General features: G+C 62.3%; 21 protein-coding genes. 13 read left to right on the forward strand and 8 right to left on the reverse strand.

Going from position 1 to position 25,647, the window contains the following annotated elements; translation table 11 throughout:
• The first annotated feature begins 117 nt into the window (after positions 1–117).
• The 4 genes from iolD (at position 118) to XI08_RS39970 (ending at position 5,086) form a co-directional block, all read left to right on the forward strand.
• On the forward strand, positions 118–1,989 hold the full coding sequence (iolD, locus tag XI08_RS39955; RefSeq protein WP_271578648.1) for a 3D-(3,5/4)-trihydroxycyclohexane-1,2-dione acylhydrolase (decyclizing): 1,872 nt from the start codon (positions 118–120) through the stop codon (positions 1,987–1,989).
• Positions 1,990–1,995: 6 nt separating this feature from the next.
• A complete protein-coding gene (iolE, locus tag XI08_RS39960) occupies positions 1,996–2,895 on the forward strand; it encodes a myo-inosose-2 dehydratase (RefSeq protein WP_027545003.1) in 900 nt (299 codons plus the stop codon).
• 97 nt (positions 2,896–2,992) lie between these two features.
• Positions 2,993–3,967 (forward strand): Gfo/Idh/MocA family oxidoreductase, encoded by a 975-nt coding sequence (locus tag XI08_RS39965; RefSeq protein ID WP_271578649.1) that lies wholly within the window; start codon positions 2,993–2,995, stop codon positions 3,965–3,967.
• A gap of 48 nt (positions 3,968–4,015) precedes the next feature.
• On the forward strand, positions 4,016–5,086 hold the full coding sequence (locus XI08_RS39970) for a Gfo/Idh/MocA family protein (RefSeq protein WP_271578650.1): 1,071 nt from the start codon (positions 4,016–4,018) through the stop codon (positions 5,084–5,086).
• Positions 5,087–5,157: 71 nt separating this feature from the next.
• Here the strand turns inward: XI08_RS39970 and XI08_RS39975 are convergent, their stop codons facing one another.
• The gene (locus XI08_RS39975; RefSeq protein ID WP_271578651.1) at positions 5,158–6,030 is read right to left on the reverse strand and encodes a MurR/RpiR family transcriptional regulator; all 873 of its coding nucleotides are present in this window, start codon (positions 6,028–6,030) and stop codon (positions 5,158–5,160) included.
• Positions 6,031–6,305: 275 nt separating this feature from the next.
• Between XI08_RS39975 and iolG the strand changes: the two genes are divergently transcribed.
• From iolG to XI08_RS40000, 5 genes are all read left to right on the forward strand, one after another.
• Complete coding sequence (iolG, locus tag XI08_RS39980) at positions 6,306–7,310, forward strand: inositol 2-dehydrogenase (RefSeq protein WP_271578652.1); 1,005 nt, start codon at positions 6,306–6,308, stop codon at positions 7,308–7,310.
• 71 nt (positions 7,311–7,381) lie between these two features.
• Positions 7,382–8,191: an SDR family oxidoreductase gene (locus tag XI08_RS39985; RefSeq protein WP_271578653.1), complete on the forward strand. Its 810-nt coding sequence runs from the start codon at positions 7,382–7,384 to the stop codon at positions 8,189–8,191.
• A 242-nt stretch (positions 8,192–8,433) separates the two neighbouring features.
• Positions 8,434–9,174, forward strand: a complete 741-nt coding sequence (locus XI08_RS39990; protein ID WP_027545008.1) for an ATP-binding cassette domain-containing protein — start codon at positions 8,434–8,436, stop codon at positions 9,172–9,174.
• A complete protein-coding gene (locus tag XI08_RS39995; protein WP_271578654.1) occupies positions 9,164–10,267 on the forward strand; it encodes an ABC transporter permease in 1,104 nt (367 codons plus the stop codon). Before XI08_RS39990 ends, XI08_RS39995 begins: the two co-directional genes overlap by 11 nt.
• 72 nt (positions 10,268–10,339) lie before the next feature.
• Entirely contained in the window at positions 10,340–11,326 is a 987-nt protein-coding gene (locus tag XI08_RS40000) for a substrate-binding domain-containing protein (RefSeq protein WP_271578655.1), read from the forward strand.
• Between the two features lie 376 nt (positions 11,327–11,702).
• On the opposite strand, the gene XI08_RS40005 is transcribed toward XI08_RS40000, so the two are convergent.
• The 5 genes from XI08_RS40005 to XI08_RS40025 are packed head-to-tail and all read right to left on the reverse strand — an operon-like array spanning position 11,703 to position 18,201.
• Entirely contained in the window at positions 11,703–12,932 is a 1,230-nt protein-coding gene (locus tag XI08_RS40005; protein ID WP_271578656.1) for a Gfo/Idh/MocA family protein, read from the reverse strand.
• Positions 12,933–12,965: 33 nt separating this feature from the next.
• A complete protein-coding gene (locus XI08_RS40010; protein ID WP_271578871.1) occupies positions 12,966–14,582 on the reverse strand; it encodes a dipeptide ABC transporter ATP-binding protein in 1,617 nt (538 codons plus the stop codon).
• 45 nt (positions 14,583–14,627) lie between these two features.
• The gene (locus tag XI08_RS40015; RefSeq protein WP_271578657.1) at positions 14,628–16,223 is read right to left on the reverse strand and encodes a gamma-glutamyltransferase family protein; all 1,596 of its coding nucleotides are present in this window, start codon (positions 16,221–16,223) and stop codon (positions 14,628–14,630) included.
• Positions 16,220–16,996, reverse strand: a complete 777-nt coding sequence (nagB, locus tag XI08_RS40020) for a glucosamine-6-phosphate deaminase (RefSeq protein ID WP_271578658.1) — start codon at positions 16,994–16,996, stop codon at positions 16,220–16,222. Before nagB ends, XI08_RS40015 begins: the two co-directional genes overlap by 4 nt.
• A complete protein-coding gene (locus XI08_RS40025; protein WP_271578659.1) occupies positions 16,993–18,201 on the reverse strand; it encodes an ROK family transcriptional regulator in 1,209 nt (402 codons plus the stop codon). The genes nagB and XI08_RS40025 overlap by 4 nt, the downstream gene beginning before the upstream one ends.
• Positions 18,202–18,449: 248 nt before the next feature.
• On the opposite strand from XI08_RS40025, the gene XI08_RS40030 reads away from it, so the two are divergent.
• Genes XI08_RS40030 through XI08_RS40040 form a run of 3 tightly spaced genes read left to right on the forward strand, consistent with a single transcriptional unit; the run spans position 18,450 to position 21,829 of the window.
• Positions 18,450–19,961 carry an ABC transporter substrate-binding protein gene (locus XI08_RS40030; RefSeq protein WP_271578660.1) on the forward strand — a complete coding sequence of 504 codons (1,512 nt, stop codon included), beginning with the start codon at positions 18,450–18,452 and terminating at the stop codon, positions 19,959–19,961.
• A 57-nt stretch (positions 19,962–20,018) separates the two neighbouring features.
• The gene (locus XI08_RS40035) at positions 20,019–20,960 is read left to right on the forward strand and encodes an ABC transporter permease (RefSeq protein WP_027546073.1); all 942 of its coding nucleotides are present in this window, start codon (positions 20,019–20,021) and stop codon (positions 20,958–20,960) included.
• A complete protein-coding gene (locus XI08_RS40040; RefSeq protein WP_271578661.1) occupies positions 20,957–21,829 on the forward strand; it encodes an ABC transporter permease in 873 nt (290 codons plus the stop codon). The genes XI08_RS40035 and XI08_RS40040 overlap by 4 nt, the downstream gene beginning before the upstream one ends.
• Positions 21,830–22,023: 194 nt before the next feature.
• Here XI08_RS40040 and XI08_RS40045 read toward each other — a convergent pair whose 3' ends face one another.
• Both XI08_RS40045 and XI08_RS40050 read right to left on the reverse strand, forming a co-directional pair.
• Entirely contained in the window at positions 22,024–23,811 is a 1,788-nt protein-coding gene (locus tag XI08_RS40045; protein ID WP_271578662.1) for a peptide ABC transporter substrate-binding protein, read from the reverse strand.
• A gap of 189 nt (positions 23,812–24,000) precedes the next feature.
• Positions 24,001–24,669: a TetR/AcrR family transcriptional regulator gene (locus XI08_RS40050; protein ID WP_027546076.1), complete on the reverse strand. Its 669-nt coding sequence runs from the start codon at positions 24,667–24,669 to the stop codon at positions 24,001–24,003.
• A gap of 123 nt (positions 24,670–24,792) precedes the next feature.
• Between XI08_RS40050 and XI08_RS40055 the strand changes: the two genes are divergently transcribed.
• A complete protein-coding gene (locus XI08_RS40055) occupies positions 24,793–25,638 on the forward strand; it encodes a sugar phosphate isomerase/epimerase family protein (RefSeq protein ID WP_271578663.1) in 846 nt (281 codons plus the stop codon).
• The last annotated feature ends 9 nt before the right edge of the window (positions 25,639–25,647 follow it).

Raw genomic sequence — 25,647 nt, forward strand, 5'->3', positions numbered from 1 at the left:
AGTCGCGGATGTCGTTGACGTTGCCGTCGATAGCAATAATTGTTGCGAAAAAATGTGGTTGTCAATATTCAATGCACGAGGTTATGTTCCTCACAAATCGTCGAGGGAGGAGACTACATGACCGGCGCCACAATCCGACTCACCATGGCCCAGGCCGTGGTGCGATGGCTGACTCAGCAGTTCACCGAAATCGAAGGCGTTCGCTCGCCCCTGTTCGCCGGCGTGTTCGGTATTTTTGGTCATGGGAACGTGACCTGCCTGTCCGAGGCCCTGGAGGCGGTGCAGGATCGTCTGCCCACATGGCGCGGGCAGAACGAGCAGTCGATGGCGTTGGCTGCCGTTGGTTTTGCCAAGGCCAAGCTTCGGCGGCAAATCATGGTCGCGACGTCGTCCATTGGCCCCGGCGCTCTGAACATGGTCACGGCGGCGGGAACAGCTCACGCAAATCGCTTGCCGCTTCTTCTCATAGCTGGCGATACGTTCACCAACCGACTGCCGGATCCGGTTCTTCAGCAGGTCGAGCATTTTGGCGACCCGACCGTTACGGTGAACGACGCTTTCAAGGCGGTTACGCGCTACTGGGATCGGATCACCCATCCCGCGCAGATCATTTCTTCGCTTCCGCAGGCCGTGGCCGCGATGCTCGATCCGGCTGATTGTGGCCCGGCCTTTCTCGCTCTGCCTCAGGACACCCAGGAAGTGGCATTCGACTACCCCGAGGCCTTCTTCGAGTCTCGAACCTGGACCATTCCGCGTGCGCGTCCCGACCGTCAGAAACTCGCGGAAGCAGCCGCGCTGCTCAAGACCGCGAAGAAGCCGATCATCATCTCCGGCGGCGGCGTGCGCTACTCGCTGGCGGGAGATGTCGTCGCGGATTTCGCGGTTAGGCGTGGAATTCCTATTGTGGAAACCGTCGCCGGCAAGGGCGCCGTGACCCACTTTCACCCGGCCCATGCGGGCCCGATCGGCATTATCGGCTCAACCTCAGCGAACACGCTCGCAGCCGAAGCCGACGTGATCCTTGCGATCGGAACGCGTCTTCAGGATTTCACGACGGGCTCATGGACCGCCTTCGGCCCGGACGCGCGCTTCATCTCGATCAACGCGGCAAGGTTCGATGCGGTGAAGCATCGTGCGCTGGCGGTGGTCGGCGACGCGCGGGAGACGGTTGCAGAGCTGGACGCGGAGCTCGGCGCGTGGCGCGTCGACCCCGCCCACATGACGCGTGCCCAGATGCTCTTTAGGGAATGGGACGCGCTGCTCGAGTCATTGCAGACCGCCAGCAATGCTCCGGCACCGACCTACGCCCAGATAGTCCAGGCAGTGAATGCGTCCGCCGGCGAGAAAGATACCTTGATTTCAGCCGCCGGCGGTCTCCCGGGCGAAGTGGCAAAGGGCTGGCGCGTCAAGGCGCCGAATACTTTTGATCTCGAGTTCGGCTTCTCTTGCATGGGCTACGAGATCGCCGCCGGTTGGGGCCATGCGATGGCCAATTCCGGGCCCGGCGGGCTTGGCGGCACGCCCATCGTGATGGTCGGCGACGGCACCTATTTGATGATGAACTCCGACATCTACTCGACGGTTCTGAGCGGTCACAAGATGATCGTTGTGGTCTGTGACAACGGCGGATTTGCGGTGATCAACCGGTTACAACAATTCAAGGGCGTGCCAGGCTTCAACAATCTGTTGACCGATTGTCGGGTTCAGAATCGCGACAATCCTCCTCACGTTGATTTTGCCAAGCACGCCGAGTCCATGGGGGCGGCCGCACGGCGCTGCGAGAGCCTCGCCGACCTTGTTGCAGCGCTCGAATGGGCCAAAGGCAACGATCGCACCACGGTGCTTTCGATCGCCTCGGACGCCTATTCGTGGGTTCCTGGCGACGCCGATTGGGACGTCGGCGTGCCCGAAATATCGTCGCGCGAGACGGTTCGAGATGCGCGCAAGCAGCAAGAAGCCATCCGCGCAAAGCAGCGCATCGGAGTGTGATGAGCCATGAAAGCGAAACTTGGAATTGCCCCCATTGCCTGGTGGAACGACGATCTTGCCGAGCTGTCTGATGACGTGAGTCTGGAGGAGTGCTTACGCCAAGCGAGTGTCGCAGGTTTTACGGGAATGGAAACCGGTCGGCGCTTCCCCATGAACATGGACGAACTCGGGCCGATACTCGCCCGATTTGGCATTTCCGTGTGCGGCGGCTGGTTCTCCGGCCTTCTGCTCGACGGCGACATCGAACGGGAAAAAGACCGCATTCGTGCCCAGATGGACTTCTTCATTGCGGCGAAGGCGCCCTGCATCGTCTACGGCGAAACTGCTCGTTCGATCCAGGGGGTTCGCTCCGCGCCGCTCGATACCAAACCCAAGCTTTCTGAGGAAGAAGTCAGGGCATATGGACGCAAGATGACGGTTTTCGCAGAGTGGTGTGCGGGGCAGGGAATGCCGATCGCCTACCATCACCATATGGCTGCGGCAATCGAGACCGAGGCTGAACTCGACCTGCTTATGGCGAATTCGGGAGAGGCGTTACCGCTGTTGTTCGATGCCGGCCACATGGCTTTTGCCGGCGGCAACGTCTTGCGTGTTATCGACAAACATCACTCCCGCATCAGCCATGTGCATACCAAGGACGTCCGCAGCAGCGTCATCGAAAAGCTCGACCGGAACCGAGAGAGTTTCCTCGACGCGGTGGTGAAAGGGGCGTTTACCGTACCAGGCGACGGCTCGCTCGACTTTGTCGCGATCATCGCCCGGCTCGCGTCCTATGGCTATGAGGGGTGGTTCGTCGTCGAAGCGGAGCAGGATCCGAAGATCAGTCCGCCGTTGGAAATGGCCAGGAAAGGGCACGCGGAACTGATCCGCCTGATGGCGTCGGCCGGTTATGAGGTCGTGCCATGAACCGCACGGATCGGGTGTCGCCGCATTCCAGGAACCGCTCAGGTCTTACGCTGGATTGGCGGGTCAGTATTGGCACGAGGTTGGGGGTGGAGGTGAAATGAGCATCGGGATTGGAGTCATCGGAACAGGTGTGATGGGCGCCGAGCATGCTCGGATACTCCGGCACGAGACACCTGGGGCTCATCTTGCGGGGATTTTCGATGCGGACGCGGCTCGGGCGCAGGCAGTTGCCTCTGGCGCAATCGTCTTTTCCGATCCTCAATCGTTAATTGCGTCGGATCAGATCGACGCGATCGTGATTGCATCTCCTGATTCAACACATGCGGCGCTGACACGGGCCTGCATCGCGGCGGGCAAGCCGGTTCTCTGCGAAAAGCCCTTGGCGTCTTCAGCAGCTGATGCTCTGGACGTGGTCAAGGCGGAAGTCGGTTTGGGTCGTAAGCTCATTCAGGTCGGATACATGCGCCGCTTTGACCCCGGCTATCGGGAGATCAAGCGCGTCAAAGACGCCGGTCATTTGGGTGGGTCCGTGCTATTGCACAACGTGCACCGCAACGTTCGCGCGCCGGATTGGTTCAACGGTCCGATGGCCATCACGAATTCGTTCGTTCACGAGATCGACGCTAGCCGTTGGCTCCTGGGATCGGAGATGGTTTCTGCGCACGTGGAGGCGGGGCCGGGCGGCGAACCCCTCATGATCACGATGAAAACCGACAAGGACGAGATTGTTTCGAGTGAGGTTTTCGTGAACGCCAGCTACGGCTATCACGTCCATGTCGAGCTGGTGGGGCGGCAGGGCACGATATCGCTGGCTCAGCCATCGCTAACGCTGTTGAACAGGGACCGAGCTGGTGGTCTTTCGTATCCGGACAATTGGGTGCCGAGGTTCGAAGAGGCATACCGCGGGCAGATGGCTGATTGGGTCCGCGCCGTGAAAGCCGGTACCTCGGTCGGAGCGAGCGCATGGGATGGCTATGTGGCCTCCGCCATCGCGGAGCAAGTCGCGGAGGCACTCGCCGGAAGTGGGGTGGCAACCCTGAAATATGGACCGCGTCCTCCGTTATATGACTGACCAATAGCAAGCGAACGCCGCTGCACGCGAGACCCGGGAGAGGATATAATGATCAAGTATGCAGTCGTCGGAGCGGGCTGGATCTCGCAACAAGCCTTTCTTCCAGGGGTGACGCAATCCGCAAACTCAAAGGTCAGCGCGATCGTGACGGGCGATCGGGATAAGGCCGCCCGGTTGGCGGATTTCTATGGTGTTGGCCGAATCGTCGACTATGACGGATATGATGCCCTTCTAGGTAGCTCTGACGTCGATGCGGTGTATATTGCTCTGCCCAACAACTTGCACGCAGACTATGCAATACGCGCGGCTCGAGCCGGCAAGCACGTCCTGGTCGAGAAGCCGCTTGCGACAAGCGAACAGGATGCTCTCGCCATGATCACCGCTGCGCGTGAGGCCGGTGTGTTTCTGATGACGGCGTACAGGCTCCACAACGAACCCGGAACCGTCGCGGTCCTCGAGCACATTCGCAGCGGTGCGATCGGCCAACCGCTGTTCTTTCAATCGGTGTTCAGCTTCCAGGCAGCGGCGGGCAACCACAGACTGAAAGCTGCCAGTTGGGGTGGGCCGCTCCAGGATGTCGGCGTCTATTGCGTCAATGCGGCTCGTCACATCTTTGCTGAAGAGCCGATCGAGGCAATGGCGATGGTGAACCGACCGAGCGATGACCCGCGCTTTCGCGAAGTGGAAGCGTCTGTCGCAGCCTTGCTGCGTTTTCCTTCAGGCGGTTTAGCGCAATTCGTCGCCAGCTTCGGAGCCGCTGCCGTCGACACTTATCGGGTCGTCGGAACGTCGGGTGATCTCGAACTCGACCCCGGCTTCAGGTTCGAGACTGCAACAAAACTAACCCTGCGTCGCGACGGCGATGTCCGAGAAACAAACTTTCCGCAGATCGACCACTTCGGTGCGCAGGTAGAATACTTTTCAGACTGCATCGCGACTGGAACGCCGCCCGAGGCTGATGGCGAGGAGGGCTTGGCGGACTTGCGCGCACTGGTCGCAATTGAAAAGGCCGCTCTGACTGGACAGCCACAATCCATTGCATCTCCTCCACGTGGCCGCCATCCAACGCCCGACATGGTGCGAATGATCTCTGCAACCAATCGACGACTTGTTTTATGAGGCGCTGCGTGGCTTGCCGGATGACGAAAGTCGAGAACGTGACGAGCCACCGCAAGCCAGATCGAGTTGTTCTATTGACTAGTAACTGTTGGAATCCGCGGATTGATGTCGTTCTTCTGTAGTCTTGCTGCCAGCGCCACCGTCAAGGCCTGAGCAAGGCACATCGGAGCGGCAAGGGAACGCGAGAATGTGTACTCGTGCTCCGGGACGGCGAACAGAACGCGGGCGCTCTTTGCCAGCGGAGACAAGGTGCTGTCGGATATCGCGATGATGGGAATCCCATTGCGTCCGGCTTCGTCCACGACATTGACAACCTCGTTTGCGTAGAACCGGAACGATACCGCCAGGAGCACGTCTTTCTTGCGGATCGTGCGCGCGATGTGTGTCGCAAGTCCGCCGCCTGCGTCGAGCAAAACGCAACGTTTGCCCAGCATGGTCAATATGTAACGAAGGAATTCGACGACGGGCGCCGAACGCAATTGCCCAATCAGAAAAACGGAATCGGCCTTCTCAAGGAGGGTCACCGCCTCCGAGAGAGCCTTAGCCGAAATGTCCGCGAGCATGTCCTGAAGGGAGGCAATGTCACGGACCACGAGGTCGCGCAGGAAACCAACTTCGCTGCGATCGGCGCGAGCACCCAACTCGATGTCCAGAGCTTTGATGCGTGCCTCGAAACCCGGGGCGGCGGTTGACAAGCGCCGTTGAAATAAGGCCTGGAGCTCCTTGAAACCTTCATAGCCAAGCGACTGGGCAAAGCGCACGAAGCTTGAGGCATGGATGCCGCAGCGATCGGCGATAGCGTTTACCGATAGGACCGCGACATCATTCGGGTTCTGGGTCAGATAGACGGCAATCTTTTGATAAGACTTGCTCATGTCATCATGGCGATCGTGGATGACACGGATCAATTCCTCATAGTCTTCCGGTGTCTTCACGCCCTGCATCTAATATGCTCTCACTATTGGTTTCATCGTGAATGCCAACAACTTCGTTCTCGTTCGGAGGGCATCCTCCCCAGGTCAGCAGTGCCGGGGCATCTGCGTAAGTCAGGTATCCAGCAGGACGGCCTGATCGCTGAGACCCAAGGAATTCACGCGCCCTCGCATCAACATTCTGGTGGCGCAGAATCATTGGCGGCGCCAAAGAACAATTATTGACATATTTGCATATTTGCAATAACTCTTGCAACAAAATCGAACGTTTGTTGGCGGGAGGAACGGTGGCGATCAAATTTGCGTTGCTCGGATGCGGGCGCATCGGCGTCATGCATGCTCGGAATCTAGCGCAGGCGGACGGCGCGCGCCTGGAGACGGTATTCGACCCAAACGGCGCTGCTGCCGAGGAGGTTGCCAGAGCAAATGGCTGCACGGTAGCGACAAGTGCGGAAGATGCGATTGGCAAGGCCGACGCGGTTCTGATCGCGACGTCGACTGCCACGCATGCCGATCTGATAGAGCTCGCTGCAAAGGCCGGCAAGGCGATTTTGTGCGAGAAGCCGATTGATCTCAGTCTCGATCGGGTACGAGCATGTCGCAAGGCCATTGAAGGTTGCAAGGTGCCAATTCAGATTGGCTTCAATCGCCGCTTCGACCCCGGGCACCGCGCCGCGCGCGACGCCTGTGCAGCCGGCAAGATCGGGAAACTTGAGCAAGTCGTCATCACGTCACGCGATCCAGGGATGCCACCGCGAGGTTACACTGCAGTCTCGGGCGGTATCTTCCGTGACATGACGATTCACGATTTTGATGTGGCGCGTTTTATGTTGAACGATGAGCCGACCGAGGTCTTTGCGACCGGCAGCGCGCTCGTTGATCCCACCATCGGATCCGATTTCGGCGACTTCGATTCGATCATGGTGATTATGCGCAGTGCCGATGGAAAGCTGTGCCATATCAACAACTCTCGACGTGCAACCTTCGGCTACGATCAGCGGATCGAGCTGTTTGGCAGCGAGGGGATGATCATCTCTGACAACAAGAAGGCGCACGAGCTGAAGTTTTACGGATCGACCATGACTGATGCGGCCGAGCCCTACCTCAACTTCTTTATCGAGCGCTACGCAGAGGCTTATCGAGCAGAGATCGCGGCATTTATTGCGGCTGTTCGCGATGGTCGGCCGACCCAAGCGACTTTCGACGACGGTTACCGCGCGCTTGTGCTCGCCGAGGCTGCCGTCGAATCTGCCAGGACCGGCAAGAAGGTTGAGGTCCGCGATATCGGATGACTTTGAATGAGACCTGCTTGCCTGCGGGTGCCGAGCAGTAGGGAGCTCCTGCCAACCGTTGGGGAACTTGAATGACGTCGATGCGCGGAAAGGTCGCGATCGTGACGGGCGGTACGCAGGGGCTCGGCGCCGCTATCGCAAAACTGTTCGCCGAGCGTGGTGCCAAAGGCATCGTAACGTGTGGTCGCGACGAGGCGAAGGGCCGGGCGAAGGCCGACGCGATCGCCGCGGCAACAGGTGCAGCAGTCGAATTTGTGCGCGCGGACCTCGCAAAGATCGAGGATTGCGCCAGAGTCGTGGCCGCGGCGGACAGGGCCTTCGGGCGCGTCGACGCCCTGGTAAACGCCGCGGGTGACACGAGCCGCGGCACGATTATCGATACGCCCCCCGAATTGTTCGACAAGATTTTCGCTATCAACACGCGCGCGCCCTTCTTCCTCATGCAGGACGCGATCAAACTCATGCGCCGCGACAGGGTGGAGGGCACGATCGTCAACATCTCCTCGATGTCGGCGATGGGGGGCCAATCCTTCATAGCTGCATATTGTGCATCGAAAGGGGCCCTTGACACTCTGACGAGAAATGCGGCCCACGCGCTGCTACGCAATCGTATCCGCGTGAATGGTCTCAATATTGGATGGATGGCCTCGGAAGGCGAATTCAACACGCAGCAGGTCTTTCACGGCCGGACTGCGAACTGGCTCGAGGAAGCCGCCGCGCGACAACCCTTTGGTCGTTTGCTCGATCCCATCGAGGTGGCGCGCGCCGTCGCGTTCTTGTCGTGTGATGAGTCAGGCATGATGACGGGAGCCACTATTAACTTCGACCAAAGTATCTGGGGCGCGTACGATACGTCGCCGCAGCCTGAAATGCCGCTCTGATAAATTCGGGAGCCAGAGGCTTTTTCTATAACGTGCGGGCGCGGTCGTGGCATCGCGCCAGGCAAGCGCTATGTGGTCTCCAGCACTTCTGATTTCCATACGTTCCGCCCAAGCCGCAACGAGCGTTCATGCAAGGTGCATGAAATAGACGTTGCGAGATTGTGAGTTGTGCAATATTAATTGCGCGGATCGATGAGGTAAGGCGGCCGGACAGAGCTGCCACCGTACGATGGAGGGAACGCGTGGCGTTGCTTGATGTGCGGAGCATCTCGAAGAGCTTTGGTGCCATTCGGGCACTCCATGACGTCAGCTTCTCGATCGATGCGGGGGAGGTGGTCGGGTTGATGGGCGACAACGGCGCCGGCAAATCGACCATGGTAAAACTGATTGCCGGAAACTTTCCGCCCACCGAAGGGGCCGTTGTTGTTGATGGCAAGGCATGCCATTTCCACAGGCCGATAGAGGCCCGGGCCGAGGGGATCGAAGTTGTCTATCAAGAGCTTGCGCTTGCCGACAATCTGACCGCAGCGGAGAACGTCTTTCTCGGACGCGAGATCAAGAAGGGGGTCTGGCCGTTCCGCATCCTCGACAAACAGGCGATGATCAGGCGCGCCGGCGAACTCTTCGCGGAACTCAAATCGGAAACGCGCCCCCGCGACCTCGTAAAGAAGATGTCAGGGGGACAGCGTCAGGCCGTTGCGATCGCCCGGGCCCGGCTGTCCAATGCCAAGCTTGTCCTGATGGACGAGCCAACCGCGGCCATTTCTGTACGACAGGTCGCCGAAGTGCTCGAACTCATCCGCCGGCTGAAATCTCGGGGAGTATCGGTGATGCTGATCAGCCACCGCATGCCCGATGTGTTTACGGTCTGCGACCGCATCATTGTCCTTCGGCGCGGCTCGAAGGTTGCCGACAAGGAGACCGCGGCGACCTCACCAGAGCAGATCACCGGCCTGATTACGGGAGCGATCCGTGAAGCCTAGTGTCGCCAAAGCAATAGAAGAAACGCACGCCGCAATCAGTGACGTCGTCGGAGTTCGTGAGCAGACCACCCTCCAGCGCCTGATGACAAGTCAGGCATTCTGGGTGGCGGTCGCACTTTCGGCTCTGGTGGTCTTCATGACCTGGTTGGAACCGACCTTCGGCACGGCCGACAACGCGACGAACGTCACGCGCAACTTCGCACCGCTTGCGATCATGAGCCTCGGCATGACTGTGGTCATCATCACGGGAGGTATCGATCTGTCCGTCGGCTCGGTGATGGGGCTCGTGGCCATCGTCACCGGGTTGCTGCTGACCTGGCACTATTCCTGGTACGTCGCCTTCGCGGCCGGGCTCTTGGCGGGATTGGCATGTGGAGCCTTCAATGGCTTCTTCGTTGCCTATATTGGTATGCCGTCCTTCGTCGTAACGCTTGGTATGCTGTCGATCGCGCGCTCGCTCGCCGTCGTGATCTCCGGGAATCAGATGCTCTACCAGTTTGGCCCAGACGCGCCGATCGTCAGGGCAATCGGCCAGGCGAAATGGCCGCTGCATGCGCCGGCCGGCTGGGCACCGCGCTGGATACCGGAGTTCTCCTCCCATTTTTGGGTCATGGTGATCCTCGCCCTCATCGTCGGTGCCATCTTCATCTTTACAGCGTGGGCGCGTCACCTCTATGCGATTGGCTCCAACGAGAACGCTGCGCGCCTGACCGGCGTGTCGGTCGACTGGATCAAGTTCCAAGCGTATGTGTTTTCGTCTTTCACCGCCTCCGTCGCTTCGCTGCTGCTCCTCGGCTACAGCGGCTCAGCCATCAACGCGATGGGCACCGGCTACGAGCTTCGCGTTATCGCCGGCACCGTCATTGGCGGTGCCAACCTGATGGGCGGTTACGGAACCGCATTCGGGGCCGTAATAGGCTCTGCCTTTCTCGAAGTGATCCGCAACGCGCTTCTGATGGCCGGCATCGACTCGAACTGGCAGGGCGCATTCGTCGGCATGTTCATTGTTATTGCCGTGCTTCTCGGCATGCAGACGAGCGGAACGTCGCTTGTTGCTACGGTCCGCGAGTGGGTTGCCTGGAAGCGGGGCTAGAAATCCGATCACAACAGGGTCGGAGGTTGGCGTCAACAAACATGGAGGAGACACGTGAACAAGCATCTACTGATGGCCGCCGTCGCGTTTTCGGCGCTGATGGGAGGACAGGCCTACGCGCAGCAGAAGTTCACTTTTGCGCTCGTTCCCAAGAACATGAATAACCCGTTCTTCGACCAGGCGCGCGACGGCTGCAAGAAGGCGGAAGCTGAGTCCAAGGGGGCATTCCAATGTATGTATATCGGCCCCGGCGAACACGGTGGTGGCGAGGAGCAGGTCCAGATCGTGCAGGACCTCGTCGCAAAGAAGGTGGACGGCATTGCCGTGTCACCGTCTAATGCGGCTGCGATGGCGGTTGCGTTGCAGGCCGCCAAAAGTGCTGGCATTCCCGTTCTGACCTGGGACTCGGACTTGCTGCCCGAGAACAAGGACCTGCGTCTCGCCTATATCGGCACGCATAACTACGAGATTGGCGTCAACATTGCCAAGATTGTGCAGACCATCAAGCCGAAGGGCGGCGCGATCTGCATTCAGTCCGGCGGCGCAGCAGCAGCCAATCATAACGAGCGCATGAAGGGTATCCGTGACACGTTGGCGGGCAAGGAGTCTGCCCAATCGCCGGGCGAACGGTTGACTGGACAGAATGGCTGGAAGGAAATCGACGGCTGCCCGCTCTACACGAACGACGATTTCCCGCTGTCAGTGCAGCAATTCCAGGACACCATGGCAAAGAACCCGAGCCTGGACGCGTTCACGCCGACGGGCGGTTTCCCGCAATTCGTGCCGGACGCTAACCGTGCTGCGGTCGCGCCTTACAAGGACAAGATCGCCAAGAAGGATCTTGCGCTGGTGGTTGCCGACACGCTGCCGGTTCAGATCGACCAGATGAAGGAAGGATTTTCGCTCGGTCAAGTGGGCCAGCGTCCGTTCGAAATGGGCTACAAGACCATGTTCGCATTGAAGGACGTCAAGGAAGGCAAAGCTCCGCCTAAAGATCCGACCTATACGGGCCTTGACGTTTGCACAACCAAGAACGTCGATACCTGCATTGCGAAGTAACCGATGCTGCGAGGGCAGCGGGCGAGGTCTAGCCCGCTGACCCCTCATCGACACTACGGTCAATCTTGGAGCGCTAGGCCTTTTGTGCAGACAGCGGGAGCCGTGCTCAAGCGTGGTCATCGGGCGCTGAAGCTGGAGGTCGGCTTCGGCGCCCTCTTGGCTTTGAGAGGGTGGAGCGACGAAGCAAAGCTCGGACGAAATGCGCCGCGAGAGCGGAAGGGCGTGTCCGCGGTTTGACGGGTCGATGCTCCGCGCCGCTTGCGGACCGTCGTAACAGGAAGCGAGTGATCCAGTTTCGGAAGCCATCCGTCGTGCGAAATCCGTCCGCAGAGTGGCATCTGATGGACGGAAAAGGCGCGGACAGGGCTTCACGCCGTCAGCGCGCGACAAGAGGCACATAATGTTCGAGTTCGGGATCCGGGAAATGGATGGTCCGGCCGAGTTCTGCCGAGCGATACAGTCCCATGAGCATTTCCATGACGCCGACCCCGTCATCGAAGGTTTCCGCCGGGCTCAGGCCCCGCCTGAATGCCTCCACCATATGGCGGTTCTCGTCGGTGTAGCCGTAGATGCCGGCCTCGTCCTCGACGACCGGCATCAGACCTTGCTCGGAATTCTGCTTCTCGACGAGGTCCTCGCCCTCCGATCCGCGGATTGCGCGGGAGAGAAAGACCTTGAGGCCGGTCGAGAGCGAGGAGAACTCCATCGAATATTCGGGACCAAGCAATTCAAGCTGGATGCGCAAGCCGGCGCCGACATACGCCCATGAGGTCGTCGCCTCGATCATCAATTGATGGCCGTCGGCATCCTCCAGCGTGAGCATCCCGCGCGCGAAATCTTCGACCGGACGTTTGGTGAAATCGACCCCCATTCGCGTCTTGAGATCGGCAGCGTAGCGGGGGCGCGTCCATTTGAGATTGGCCGTCGTGGCGCTGGCGCTGAGCAGCCGCAAGGAGTCGCGCTTTGCGCCGGGCGCGGTCAGCATGAAGCGTGCGACCTCGACCGAATGGCACATCATGTCGGAGAGTACGCCCCCTCCCTGTTTGTCGCCCTGCCAGAACCATGGCTCGTGCGGTCCTGAATGCTCCTCGGCGGCACGCGCGAGATAGGGGCGCCCGCTTCCGGGTACGGCTCGCCGCCAGATGATGTCCTTGCCGCGCATCACCGCGGTCGAGAACAGCTGGTTCTCCAGATAACCGTGAAGCAAGCCCGCGTCTTCGACGAGCCTACGCATTTCCCGTGCTTCGGCCAGCGTGCGGGCGAGTGGCTTTTCGCAGGCGATGGCGCGCAGGGGAGCCCCGGCCTTGGTCACGCGGTGGATCTCGCGCATGATGTCGAGACGGCTGTCGTTCGGCGTCAGCAGCCAAAGCGCATCGACCTCGCCGGACATCGCCATCGCTTCGATACTGTCGAATACGCGCGCCGGCCCGAGGCCGAGGCTGCGCGCCTTGTCGGCGATGCGCGTGCGCCGCTCGGCAGAACGGCTGTAGACGCCGCCGACGCTGACGTTGCGCACGCCGAGCATGGATTGCAGATGGAACGCGGCGATGAAGCCGCTGCCGACAAGGCCGATGCGCAGCTGTGGAAGTTCCGTGAGCTTCTGCATGTCAGAGACCTCTTTCAATGAAGATGCGGCGGTTCAGAGGGGCGTGGGCGTTCTGCGTTGCCTGCCCGGGATCGCGGCCAGCAGGGCCTGGGTATAGGGATGCTCCGGTCGTTTCAGCAGATCCGCGGTTGGCTTGATCTCGACGATCTCGCCGAGGCGCATCACTGCGATCCGATCGCAGACCTGGGCGGCGACGTTGAGATCGTGGGTGATGAACAGCACCGCCAGCCGCAGCCGCGCTTTCAATGACTCGAGCAAGGCGAGCACCTGCGCCTGGACCGAGACGTCGAGCGCCGACACCGGTTCGTCGGCCACCAGCACTTCCGGGTCGAGCGCCAGCGCGCGCGCAATTCCGATCCGCTGGCGTTGCCCTCCCGAGAATTCATGCGGAAAGCGACGCGCGGCACTTGGGTCGAGACCCACGAGCACGAGCAGTTCCTCGGCCCGCGCGTAGGCCTGCGCCTTCGGGACGCCATGCGCGATGGGTCCGTCGGCGATGATCCGCCCGACGCGGCGACGCGGATTGAGCGAGGCGAAGGGATCCTGGAACACCATCTGGACGTGCTTGCGAGCGGCCCGCAGGCGGGCCCCGCGGGCCTCGGAGAAATCCAGATCGCCGATGCGGACCACGCCCGCGTCAGCGTCGGTCAGACGCATCACCAGCCGGCCGATCGTGCTCTTGCCCGAGCCGGACTCCCCAACCAGGCCAAGCGTCTCGCCGCGCCTGATTTCGAAGTGCACGTTCCTCACGGCCGCGACCTCGGTCTGCGAGCTGAACCAGTCGTTGCCACGATAGGTCTTCGCAAGTCCGCTCGCCGCGCAGGCGATCGGTTCGTCCGCGATCCCGGCCCGGACCGGCGGGGTCCCGCCGGGCACCGCGGCGAGCAGCCGACGCGTATAGGGATGCTGTGGGCGTTCGAGCACGTCCTCCATTGGCCCCTGTTCGACGACGCGGCCCTTCTCCATGACCGCGACGCGGTCGGCGATGTCGGCGACGACGCCGAAATCATGCGTGATGAACAGCACTGCCATGCCGCGCCGCCGCTGAATGTCCCGGATCAACCGAAGGATCTGCGCCTGTGTCGTGACGTCGAGTGCCGTGGTCGGTTCGTCCGCGACCAGGATCGATGGTTCGAGCGCGAGTGCCATCGCGATCATGGCGCGCTGACGCTGGCCACCCGACAATTGATGCGGGTAGCTGCGGATGATCCGCTCCAGATCGCGCATGCCGACCTCTTCGAGGAGGGCGCGCAAGTGGGCGTGCCGCTCGGTTGGCGTGAGCTGGCCGTGCGCCTCGAACGCTTCCATGATCTGGTCGCCGATCCTGATCACGGGATTGAGCGCCGTCATCGGTTCCTGAAAGATCATCGCGATACGTCGCCCGCGCAGCGCCCGCCATTCTGCTGCCGCGAGGTTCAGCAGATCGCGTCCCTCAAAGTGAATGGCCCCTGCAACCGGGCGAATGGCCTGGGGCAGCAGGCCCATCACGGCGGAGGCGCAGACCGATTTGCCGGAGCCGGATTCACCGACGACGCAGAGGATCTGCCGCGGATACAGGGCAAGTGAAACGTCCTCGACGGCAGAGGCGCGATCCGCGCCGGCGGGCAGCGCCAGCGTCAGCCGCTCGATCGTCAGGATCGCCTCTGCCATCTCGCTCATGCTGTCCGATCCGACATCACGTCTCTCTCATCCCGGTCACGCCGCCAGTGCAATGCCGTCCTTGCGATGGTCCGACGCGCCGAAGATGACGCCCCGGGAAGGATCGACGTGCACGGCTTGACAACCTCCAAGCGGTTCGTCCGCCCGGACCACGCGATGACCGCGCGCAATCAAGTCGTCGGCGACAGCCCCGGGGATCGTGGGTTCGAGCGTCAGGGTACCATCGAACGCAAAGCTGCGCGGCACGTCCGAGGACTGCTGAATGTCGAGCCCACGATCGAGCACGCCGCCCAGGATCTGCATATGTCCCGCCGCCTGGTATTGTCCACCCATCACGCCAAAGGCCATGATCGGCTTGCCACGCTGCGCCAGCAGACCCGGAATGATGGTGTGAAAGGGACGCTTTCGCGGCGCAATGGCATTGGGATGTCCTTCGAGGAGGGAGAATCCCGAACCTCGGTTGTGCAGCAGCACGCCCGAGCGAGGGGCGTAGATGCCGCTGCCGAAGGCGGAGAACAGCGAATTGATGAAAGACACCATGTTGCCGTCGCGGTCGGCGACGGCAACATAAGCCGTGTCACGATGAACAGGCATGTCGAACTCGGCTGCTGCGCTGGCGCGCTTCCGGTCGATGGCGGCGCGCATTGCCGCGACCGACGCCTCCGAGAGCAGCGCGTTGACATCGAGCGGACGGAATGCCGGATCGGCGACCAGCGCGTCACGCTGCCGGTAGGCCGTCTTGGTTGCCTCGGCAAGGAGGTGTACGCGATCGGCCTCGCCGAGCGCCGGATTGGCCATGTCGAAGCCGGCAAGGATGCGGGCGATCAGCAGCGCCGCGACGCCCTGTCCGTTGGGCGGGCATTGCAGGATTTGATGATCGCGGTAGTCGGCGCTGATCGGCTCGACGTACTCCGATCGGGCAGTTGCCAGATCTTCAAGCTGCATCACCCCGCCCAGCGTCTTGAGTGTTGCGACGATTTCCTCGGCGACGGCACCTTCGTAGAAAGCGGCGCGTCCCTCGCGTGCAATCCGGCGCAGCGTTGCGCCGAGTGCGGGATGACCGAGCCTGCTGCCGACGGCGGGCGCAGTGCCACCGGGCAGATAGACCGGTACGCCGACCTGATGTCGTTCGATGCGATCGCCGTAACGGGCCCAATCCAGTGCGGCGCGGGGCGTGACCACAAAGCCGGTCTCGGCCGCGCGGATCGCGGGCGCCAGAACCTCGTCGAGGCCTTTTGAACCATGGTCGGCAGAGAGGCGGCACCAGGCATCGACCGCTCCCGGAACCGTGACTGCATGGGGTGAGTAGTCAGGGATCGACGCCAGCCCCCGTTGCCTGAACCAGCCGAGTTCGGCCTTCGCCGGTGCTCGGCCCGAGCCGTTGACGGCGACAGGTTTGCCGGAGGCCGGAGCATAGATCGCAAAACAGTCGCCGCCGATGCCGGTCATATGCGGATCGATGACACCCTGGAGGGCGATCGCGGCAATGGCGGCATCGACTGCATTGCCGCCACCGCGCAGGATCTCGACCGCGGCGAGCGTGACGGCCGGATGAGAGGTCGCGGCCATGCCCCGGTCGCCCACCGCCAGCGAGCGTCCCGGCACCATGAAATCGCGCTGTCCCCAGTTCATGCCCTTCTCCGATTGTTGTTGTGGGGCCGCGAGGTGAGGGCTGCGGCGGCCGGTTCATCGCAAAGGATATCGACGTTGCCGTGCAGGCGGAGTGCCGAGGCAGGACAAGCTGCCGTGATCGGACCCTCGATCGCGGCTGCGATCGCGGCTGCTTTCTCCGCTCCCCTGGCGACAAGGAGGATGCGCCGAGCCTCCAGGATTGTCGCGATGCCCATTGTGATCGCACGTTCGGGAACCGACGCCGGATCGGGAAAATTGACGGCATTCGCGATGCGGGTTGCCTCGTCGAGTCTGACCTCGCGGGTACGTGAGGCGAAGTCCGAGCCTGGCTCATTGAAGCCGATATGGCCGTTGGCGCCGATGCCGAGGAGCAGCAGGTCGATGCCACCGGCCGCCGCAATCTGCGCCTCATAGCGCGCGGCCTCGGCGGCGACGTCGTCGGCCGTGCCATCGGGGATCTGTGCCCGACCGGCTTCCATGTCCACATGCCTGAACAGATGTTGCTGCATATAGGCATGGAAGCTTCCGGGCGATTGGGGGGCGAGGCCCACATATTCATCGAGGTTGAAACTCGACACCGTTCGGAACGAGATGAGGCCGGCGCGGATCGCGGCGACAAGGCGGGCATAGAGCGGCGTCATTGTCGCTCCGGTCGCAAGACCGAGGGTAATCGGCCGCCGATCGTGCAGCCGGGCGATGACATGTGCGGCTGCGCGCTCGGCGAGGGCACTCACATTGCCTGCAACCTCAATTCTCGGCGCGTGCTCTGTCATGCCGCGACATCTGCTGCCGCGGCGGGAAGCGCCAATGGGCCGGCATCCCTGCCGATGCCGAACTGCGAGCGATGCACGAGGTCGATCGCGCTGCCGATCGCGCCGATCAGTGTGGCACGATTGCCGAGCGCGCTCAGCTCGATACGAACGGGCTCGCGCATGCAGCGTCCCAGATGTTCGTCGATCCGGAGCTTCAATTCGGGCCGTGCGCCGATGCTGCCCCCCAGGATGATGATCTCCGAATCGAGGATGCTGTGTACGGCCAGGATCGCGGTCGTGAGAATTCGGCTGACCTCGTCGATCGTGATCCGTGCCGCCTCCTCGATTTCGAGCCGATCGAAGACATCGCGCACCGTGCTGCCGGGGCTGCCGCCGAGCCCGAGATAGCGTTCGATGATGCCGGCACTGCCGATGGCGGTTTCCAGGGTACCGAAGCGAAGGCCGCGCGCATCGTAGGGATCGCCCCCAAGCGGCAGGTAAGCGATCTCGCCGGCCGCCCCGCGTGCACCGCGCACGAGATAGCCGTCCGAAAAGATGCCCATGCCGATGCCGGTGCCGACTGCGATGAAGGCGAAACTGCGCGCCCTGCGGCTGTTGCCGCGCCAATGCTCCCCGATTGCCGCGAGATTGACGTCATTCTCGATGGTGATGTCGATGCCGAGCCGTTCGCGCAGCGCGGCCCTCACGTCCAGGCTATCCAGTCCGGGGATATTGGGCGCGATGACGATGCTGCCCGACGCCGGGTCGACCATCCCCGGACTTCCCATCACGCCGCCGCGCAAACGTTGCGCCGAGACCGACGCCTGCTGAAGCAGGGCATCCTTCATGCGCTCGATCTGTGCGACCACGGCAGCGCCGCCGTCGCTCGATGTCGGCTCGATGCTCTCGGCGACGATCTCTCCGTGCAGATCGGCAAGTGCGATGTGCAGTTTCGTGCCGCCAAGGTCGATGCCCAGCACGAAGGCGGCGTCCGGCCGGAGCGCATAGGTGACGGCGCTTCTCCCCACGCTGCCCTGAATTTGGCCGTCCTCATGGACCCAACCGTCGCGTTCGAGATCACGCATCACTTCAGAGATGGTCTGCTTGGACAGGCCCGTGCTGCGGGCGATTTCGGCGCGCGATACCGAGCGGTCACGCAGCAGGCGCTCAACCACGAGGCGAACGGATTGCTGTCGCGCAACGGGCGATGAGGGGGCGTCTTGCATGAGCCTCGATCCAATTAGTCAATATGTCGAACTAATACATCGCTGAGCTTGCAGTCAAGGGGCGCGGTTTGCGGATTTTGCCTGTTAATGAGGCGAGATATCGTAACTTAATTCCACATCGTAGGGTGATTTGTTCGGGATATTTACAAATTCGATTGGGCGTGCTTGTCTTGCCCTTCCACAGCAGAGCCTTGGACGAAGCTTTGGACGAAGCTTTGGACGAAGCCTTGGGACGAAAGGAATTCCGTATGAAGCGGATCGGCACGGCGTTGGCGGCCATTCTGATGATCGCATCGGGTGTTGTCTCGGCGAGTGCCGTGACATTGCGGGTCGGTGTTCAGGACGATCCCGATGCGCTCGACCCGGCGCTCAGCGGCACTTACGCAGGCCGCTTCGTGTTTGCGGCGCTGTGCGACAAGCTCGTCGATATCTCCGCCGACCTCAAGATCGTGCCGCAGCTGGCAGAGGCATGGGAATGGGCCGCGGACGGCAAGTCGATCACCTTTACGCTGCGCAAGAACGTCACGTTCCACGATGGCACCGCGTTCGATGCGGCGGCAGTCAAGTTCAATATCGAGCGCATGAAGACGATGCCGGATTCCAAGCGCAAGGCCGAGCTGGCGCCGATCGCGAGCGTCGAAGCGCTTGCCGCGGACAAGGTGAAGTTCAACCTGTCGGAGCCGTTCGTTCCGCTGCTGGCCAATCTCAGCGATCGTGCCGGCATGATGGTCTCGCCCAAGGCCGCCACGGAGAAAGCCGGGGAATTTGCCGCCGCGCCGGTCTGTGCCGGTCCGTATCAATTTGTCGAGCGCAAGTCGCGCGACCTCATTCGCGTCAAGAAATATCCCGGCTACTGGAACGCCGCAAAGGTCGGCTATGACGAGGTCGTCTACTACTACGTTCCCGACTCGACCGTGCGGTTGTCGCGTGTACGGGCGGGCGATCTCGATCTCGCGGAGCGTATCGCGCCGACCGATCTCAAGACCGTGCGCGACGATCCCAACCTCGCCCTGCATTCCGGCCAGGGACTTGCCGTCTCGCATCTGATGTTCAATGTCGGCGCCGGCGCGAAGGCCGATACGCCACTCGGCAAGAACGCGACGCTGCGTCAGGCCTTCGAGCTGGCGATCGATCGCAATGTCATCAATCGCGTTGCCTTCAACGGCGAGTTCCTGGCGGATAACCAGATGATCCCGCCGTCATCTCCGTTCTACGATGGCGCGCACAAGGCGCCGGCTCGCGACGTTGCCAAGGCCAAGGCAATGATTGCCGCCGCCGGAATGACTCGCGTGCCGGTCGAGCTCCAGTACGAGAATACGGCCGGCGATTCCCGGGTCGCACAGATCATACAGTCGATGGCGGGCGAGGCCGGTTTCGACGTCAAGCTGCTGCCCATGGAAACGACCACGGCCATCGAGCGCTACCTGAACGGCAATTTCGAAGCCTATATCGGCAACTGGAGCGGCCGCGCTGACCCGGACCCGACGCTGGTCGCCTTTTTCAGCTGCACGGGCTCCCAGAACGTCAACAAGTATTGCAACAAGGAACTCGATGCGATCCTGAACCAGGCCCGGGGCGAGGCCGACGAAGCCAAGCGCAAGGCGCTCTACGCCAAAGCGACGGACATTTACCTGACGGCGCTCTCGTCGATTCCCCTTCATCACCCGAACTGGTTCTTTGCGGCCCGCAAATCGGTCGGCGGTATCGTCATGGTGCCGGACGGTCTCTTGCGTCTGGTCGGTGTCAGGCCGGTGAATTGATGCGCAACGCCTCGCGCCCGCCGGCGCGCTTGCCCTGATGAGGACCAGTCTGCCCCGATGAAGACCCTGCTTCTGCGCCGGCTTGCCGTTCTGCTGCCGACCCTGTTGCTGGTGTCGATGATGGTGTTCGGTCTGCAGAAACTGCTGCCCGGCGATCCCGCGCTGGCGCTCGCCGGAGAAGAGCGTAATCCCGAAGTGGTTGAGTATCTTCGGCACAAGTATCGCTTCAACGATCCGATCCCGGTGCAGTATGCCGTCTGGCTGAAGGCCCTGGTGCACGGCGACTTCGGCACGTCGGTACGCACCCGATTGCCGATCGGCACCATGCTGGTGGAAAAATTGCCGGTGACCATTGAGCTCGCGATACTCTCGATGCTGGTCGCGCTGCTCGTCGGGTTGCCGATCGGGATCTTCGCGGCGCTGGGGCGCGGGACGCCCTTCGACTACGGCGCCAGTCTGTTCGGGCTTGCCGGACTGTCGATCCCGCATTTCTGGCTGGGGATCATGCTGATCCTTCTGTTCTCGGTGAATCTCGGCTGGCTTCCGGCCGGAGGTTTTGTTCCGCCGTCTGAAAGCGTGGGAGGCAACCTGCTTTCGATGCTGATGCCCGCTCTCGTGCTCGGCACGGGCACCGCTGCGATCATGATGCGCCATGTCCGCAGCGCGATGATCGAGGCGATGAAGCAGGACTACGTGCGCACTGCCCGCGCGAAGGGCGTCCGCGAAAGCACCATCGTGCTGCGTCATGCGTTGCCGAACGCACTGACCCCGGTGGTCACGTTGGGCACGCTGCAATTTGGCGAATTGCTGGCCGGCGCGGTGTTGACGGAGCAGGTGTTCTCCATCCCGGGTTTCGGCAAGATGGTCGTCGACGGCGTGTTCAGCCGCGATTATGCCGTGGTTCAGGCGGTGGTGCTCTGTACGGCCGCCTTGTTCCTCCTGATGAGCCTGATTGCCGACGTCGCCTATGTGCTGCTCAATCCGAGGCTCAGGCCATGAGCTCGATTGAGACGGCACCGGTCGCAAGTCAGGCGCGCGCCGCCGCTCCTTCGGAAGTTCGTCGCCTGTTGCGCGAACCATCCGCCGTCATCGGGGCCACGATCGTTCTGTTCTTCGTCGTGCTGGCGATGTTTGCCTCGTGGATTGCGCCGTACGATCCAAACGCGCCGGACTGGATGGCGATTCGCGCGGCACCCGGCGCGGCACACTGGTTCGGCACCGACGATCTCGGCCGGGACGTGCTGTCGCGCGTGATCTTCGGCACGCAGGCCTCGCTTGCCGCCGGCATGATATCCGTGACGGTCGCGGTGCTGATCGGCCTCCCGTTTGGTCTCATCGCCGGCTATTTCGGCGGCCTCACCGACATGGTGATCTCGCGCCTCGCCGATGCGCTGCTCGCGTGCCCCTTTCTGGTGCTGGCGATTGCGCTCGCCGCGTTCCTGGGCCCCAGCCTGCAAAACGCGATGATTGCCATCGGCATTTCCGCCGTGCCGGTCTTCGTTCGTGTTGCGCGTGCCGAGACGCTGGTTGTCTGCACCGAGGATTACATCGCGGCGGCCCGGTCCCAGGGCCTCGGCCATCTCGCCATCCTGACCGGACAGGTGCTGCCGAACGTGCTTGCGCCGACGATCGTGCAGGCGACACTGACCATGGCGATTGCGGTTCTCGCCGAGGCGAGCCTGGCCTTTCTGGGGCTTGGCCAGCTTCCTCCGGCCCCGTCATGGGGCGCCATGCTCGACGTTGCCAGGCAATTTCTCGGCGAGGCGCCGTGGATGGCATTCTGGCCCGGGCTCGCGATCATTGCGCTCGTCATCGGCTTCAACCTGATGGGTGACGGCCTGAATGATGCTCTCAATCCCAGGCAGTAGATGGAAGGCGCCACGATCTGCCGGCCTTGAATTGCTGGAGAGCCGTTGATGACCGCCGTGCTCAGACCCCGGCGGTGATGAGGAGGCTGCTCGCGCAACTCCATCACCGTCACCCCCGCGCAACGACGAAGCCGTTGTCGCTGGGATGACGGAGCTGAAAGTGTCGCAAAGACGACGGCGAGAAGCGTCCCCCCTCAACTCCGATACCAGCTCGCCAAATTCCACGTCGTGACGTCCCAGCCCGAGATGTCGCTCATGAGGCTGTTGACGGAGCCGCCGACGATGTTGCGCGAGAGCAGCGGCACGAGCACGTTGGCTTCGCAGAAGATCTCGTTGACCTTGATCAGCAGCGCGGCGCGCTTGACCGGATCGAGCTCGCTTTGCGCGGCCTTGTAGGCCTTGTCGGCCTCGGGATCGGACCAGCGCGAGACGTTGCGGCCCAGCCACTTGTTCTCCTTGGACGAAATCTCCCAGGAGACGCACTGGTTCAGGAAGCGCTCGGGATCGGGCTGCGGCTGCGTCGTGTTGTACATCTCCATGTCGCAATACAGTTTCGAGTAGGTGTCGGGGTTGCCGACGTCGGACGAGAAGAACACCGATCCGGTGACCGACTTGATCTCGATGTCGATCCCGGCCTTCTGGCAGGCCTGCTTGATGATGGCCTGCGTCTTTTGCCGCGGGGCGTTGATCGAGGTCTGGAAGACGTATTTGAGCTTCTTGCCGTCCTTCTCGCGAATGCCGTCAGCGCCCATCTTCCAGCCGGCCTCGTCGAGGATCTTGTTCGCCTTGTCGATGCTGAATTCGTATTTCAGCTTGCTCGACTTGAACTGGCTGGGCTGGTTGACGAAGCTTGCCGTCGCGACGGCGGCGCGGCCGTAGATGAATTTCTGGACGGCCTCGCGATCGACCAGCAGGTTGAACGCCCGGCGAACGGCCGGATCGGACAGCGTCGGATGCTTGGTCTTGGCGTTCGAACGCTCGCCGTCGACCTCGGTCCACGGGTCCGTCGTGTTGAGGATGACGAACTCGACGCCGCCGGAGAGCGTGAACTCCACCTTGCCTTTCCCGCTGGCCTCCATGCGCTTGAGGACTTCGTCCTCCACCAGCAGGTTCCAGGCGTAGTCGTATTCGCCGGTCTGCAGCACGGCGCGCGCCGCGGAGACCGCATCGCCGCCGCCCTTGACCTCGAGCGTGTCGAAATGCGGCTGGTTCTTGACGTGATAATCGGGATTGCGTTCGGCCAGGATCAGATCGCCCGGCTTGAACTCGACGAATTTGTACGGGCCGGTGCCGACCGGCTTCAGATTGCCCGGCGCATCGCGCGACTTGGCGCCGGCATAGTCGCCGAAATGATGCTTTGGCAGGATCTGGCCGACCGAGCCGACGAAGGGGTCGGCCCAGAACGGGGTCGGAGCCTTGAAGATTACCTTGACGGTGTGGTCGTCGATCTTCTCGACCTTGATGTTCTGGTAGGACCCCGTGGTGTAGGCCGCGGTCGCCAGATCCGCGGCATATTGCCAGGTAAAGACGACGTCGTCGGCGGTGAAGGGCTTGCCATCATGCCACCTCACGCCCTGCTTCAGCTTCCAGGTCACGCTCGTGCCATCCGGAGAGAGGCCGCCGTTCGCCTTGGTCGGAACCTCGGCGGCGAGGCAGGGGATGAGGTTGCCCTCCTTGTCCCAGCCGGCAAGCGGCTCGAAGAAGATGCGCGAGGCGACCTGATCCTTGGTGCCGAGCGCGAAATGCGGATTGAGCAGGGTGGGGGCTTGCCAGATCAGGATCTTGAGCGGGCCGCCGCCGCCGGCCTTGGTCGGCTTGTATGGCAAGGTGGCGTCCGCCATCGCCACGTCGTTCCAGAGCAGGATCTGGCTCGCAACGGGCGCCGCGATCCCGACCGCGGCCAGTGTGCGGATGAACGAGCGCCGCGACAGCGTGCCGTCCTTCACCTCCGCGATGGCCCTGCGGATTTCGTTCTCGTTCATCGGATGAGCTCCACCTTCGCAAAGAAAAGTCGTCCCCGGCAACCCATCATGTTTCATCATGGACAAGGCGGCAATGCCGACAAGGCGGGGAACGCCTGCGACGAAATGACGAAGGTGCGTATGGCGCGGTCGTGCCGCAGCGACGATGCATCGAGCCCAGCCCGGCGGGGCATCGTCAATTCGCCTTCGCTAGTCGCTCCGCACGTAGCGCCAGAGCAGGTCGGCGATTTCGAGCCGCCGCTGTGCCTTCGCCTTCTGCGAGGACATGTCGGTGGCGAATTGCGCCTCGAACGTATGCCGGTTCGCAACCGAGAAGAAGCAGAGCGCGTTCAGCGACATGTGCAGTTCGATCGGATCGATGCCGGGCCGGATCGCGCCGGCGCGAATGCCCCGGTCCAGCACCGCGGCGATCTGGCTGACGATCGGCCGCGTCATCTCCTTGAGCTTCTTGCTGCCGCGGATATGCCGGCCGCGATGGATGTTCTCGATCGTGACCAGCCGGACATATTCCGGGTTGGCCTGGTCGAAATCGAAGGTGAACTCGGCCAGCCTGCGAATCGCGGCCTCCGGCTCGAGCGCTTCGAGGTGAAGGTCCTGCTCGGCAGTGCGCATCTTGGCGTAGGCCATCTCGAGCACGGCCGTGAACAGCTCCTCCTTGGAGTTGAAGTAGTAGAAGATCAGCCGCTTGGTGATGTTGGCGCGCGCGGCGATGGCATCGGTATTGCCGCCGGCGAGGCCGTTCTCGGCGAATTCCGCGAATGCGATCTCCAGGATCTCGCGCTTGGTGCGCTCCCGGTCGCGCCGCCGCACCGGCGGCTGCTTCGCGTCGTCCGCGACGGGCTTTTCCTTGGGTCTCATCCGGCGGTTCGGTCCTTTGCATCCGGCCAGGCCTGCTTGCCCCTCCATCCATAGCGCAATCGGCGGTCCTTGACAGCAATTATCCCGTGGGTTAATTGTAATTAACCTACGGATTAATTAGCCATGACGGATATCGGCCTTGCTCATCTGACGGCACTGGACCTTGCGCCTGTCGCGCTTGTGGCCGAGGCCGCGCGTGCCGGCTTCGGCTTCATCGGCCTGCGCGTGATCCCCGTGACTGCCGGCGGACCTGCCTATCCGACGCGGGTGGGAACGGACGCGCACCGTGAGCTCAAACGGTCTCTCGCCGGCGAGGGGGTGCGCCTGAACGAGATCGAGTTCGTTCAGCTCACACCTCGCGTCGACATTCCGGCGCTCGCGGGCCTGTTCGAAGCCGCAGCCGACCTTGGCGCGGTGGCGGTCATTGCATCGGGGGATGACGACGATCCGGTCCGCCTCACTGCGCATTTTGCTGATCTCTGCGACCTCGCGCAGCAATTCGGCCTGCGTGTCGATCTGGAGTTCATGCGCTGGCGTGCGATTGGCTCGCTGCCGCAGGCCGAGGCGATCGTGCGTGGCGCCGGCAAGGCCAACGGCACCATTCTCGTCGATGCGCTGCATCTCCATCGCTCCGGCGGCAAGCCGGGCGATTTGATCTCGATACCCGCGCACCATTTGCGGGCCGTGCAGATCTGCGACGCCGTCGCGGTTATGCCTGTGGGCGATGCCGCCATCATCGCTGAAGCGCGCGAAGGCCGGTTGCCGCCGGGCGAGGGCGCCTTGCCGCTCGGCGAGCTCCTCGAAGCGCTTCCCGCGGACGCCAGCCTCAGCGTCGAGATGCCGCTGCCGGCCTTGGCGGTGCGGGCCCGGCTCGCCACGGCGTTCAACGCCACGAGGCGCCTGCTCGAACGTCAGTCGCGCGGAGCGTTGCGGCCAGACCATCGCCGCGAAGCCGGCGGCCCAATCTAGATATGGACG

The sequence above is a fragment of the Bradyrhizobium sp. CCBAU 11361 genome, assembly GCF_028128935.1.
GTDB classification, from domain to species: domain Bacteria; phylum Pseudomonadota; class Alphaproteobacteria; order Rhizobiales; family Xanthobacteraceae; genus Bradyrhizobium; species Bradyrhizobium niftali.

Coding starts and splice junctions, on each gene's coding strand:
- XI08_RS40055 (WP_271578663.1), top strand. CDS start 24,793: ATGACGGATATCGGCCTTGCTCATCTGACGGCACTGGACCTTGCGCCT.
- XI08_RS39965 (WP_271578649.1), top strand. CDS start 2,993: ATGAGCATCGGGATTGGAGTCATCGGAACAGGTGTGATGGGCGCCGAG.
- XI08_RS40035 (WP_027546073.1), top strand. CDS start 20,019: ATGAAGACCCTGCTTCTGCGCCGGCTTGCCGTTCTGCTGCCGACCCTG.
- nagB (WP_271578658.1), bottom strand. CDS start 16,996: ATGACAGAGCACGCGCCGAGAATTGAGGTTGCAGGCAATGTGAGTGCC.
- XI08_RS40005 (WP_271578656.1), bottom strand. CDS start 12,932: ATGCAGAAGCTCACGGAACTTCCACAGCTGCGCATCGGCCTTGTCGGC.
- iolE (WP_027545003.1), top strand. CDS start 1,996: ATGAAAGCGAAACTTGGAATTGCCCCCATTGCCTGGTGGAACGACGAT.
- XI08_RS39975 (WP_271578651.1), bottom strand. CDS start 6,030: ATGCAGGGCGTGAAGACACCGGAAGACTATGAGGAATTGATCCGTGTC.
- XI08_RS40030 (WP_271578660.1), top strand. CDS start 18,450: ATGAAGCGGATCGGCACGGCGTTGGCGGCCATTCTGATGATCGCATCG.
- XI08_RS40045 (WP_271578662.1), bottom strand. CDS start 23,811: ATGAACGAGAACGAAATCCGCAGGGCCATCGCGGAGGTGAAGGACGGC.
- XI08_RS39970 (WP_271578650.1), top strand. CDS start 4,016: ATGATCAAGTATGCAGTCGTCGGAGCGGGCTGGATCTCGCAACAAGCC.
- XI08_RS40025 (WP_271578659.1), bottom strand. CDS start 18,201: ATGCAAGACGCCCCCTCATCGCCCGTTGCGCGACAGCAATCCGTTCGC.
- XI08_RS40040 (WP_271578661.1), top strand. CDS start 20,957: ATGAGCTCGATTGAGACGGCACCGGTCGCAAGTCAGGCGCGCGCCGCC.
- XI08_RS40010 (WP_271578871.1), bottom strand. CDS start 14,582: ATGGCAGAGGCGATCCTGACGATCGAGCGGCTGACGCTGGCGCTGCCC.
- XI08_RS39985 (WP_271578653.1), top strand. CDS start 7,382: ATGACGTCGATGCGCGGAAAGGTCGCGATCGTGACGGGCGGTACGCAG.
- XI08_RS40015 (WP_271578657.1), bottom strand. CDS start 16,223: ATGAACTGGGGACAGCGCGATTTCATGGTGCCGGGACGCTCGCTGGCG.
- XI08_RS40000 (WP_271578655.1), top strand. CDS start 10,340: ATGGCCGCCGTCGCGTTTTCGGCGCTGATGGGAGGACAGGCCTACGCG.
- iolD (WP_271578648.1), top strand. CDS start 118: ATGACCGGCGCCACAATCCGACTCACCATGGCCCAGGCCGTGGTGCGA.
- XI08_RS40050 (WP_027546076.1), bottom strand. CDS start 24,669: ATGAGACCCAAGGAAAAGCCCGTCGCGGACGACGCGAAGCAGCCGCCG.